This is a genomic window from Brenneria tiliae, assembly GCF_023347575.1.
Lineage (GTDB): Bacteria > Pseudomonadota > Gammaproteobacteria > Enterobacterales > Enterobacteriaceae > Brenneria > Brenneria corticis.
Genome location: NZ_JAKPCB010000025.1, coordinates 1 through 255 on the forward strand (window position 1 = coordinate 1; position 255 = coordinate 255).

A 255-nucleotide genomic window follows, 5' to 3' on the forward strand; every position below is an offset into this window, starting at 1 on the left:
GTACCGTGAGGGAAAGGCGAAAAGAACCCCGGCGAGGGGAGTGAAACAGAACCTGAAACCGTGTACGTACAAGCAGTGGGAGCCCCACCACCAAAACACTTCCGGGCCGAAAGGCGATGCGGATGTCGAGGTGACGGTTGTCATCGCGTTTTATGCGATGACCAACACACAAAACAAGCAGTGAGTGTTTTGGGGTGGGGTGACTGCGTACCTTTTGTATAATGGGTCAGCGACTTATATTCTGTAGCAAGGTTA

At 52.2% G+C, this 255-nt stretch carries 1 rRNA gene; it reads left to right on the top strand.

From position 1 onward, the window contains the following. Window positions 1–255: ribosomal RNA gene (locus MFP24_RS00115) — 23S ribosomal RNA — on the top strand; the annotation flags it as partial.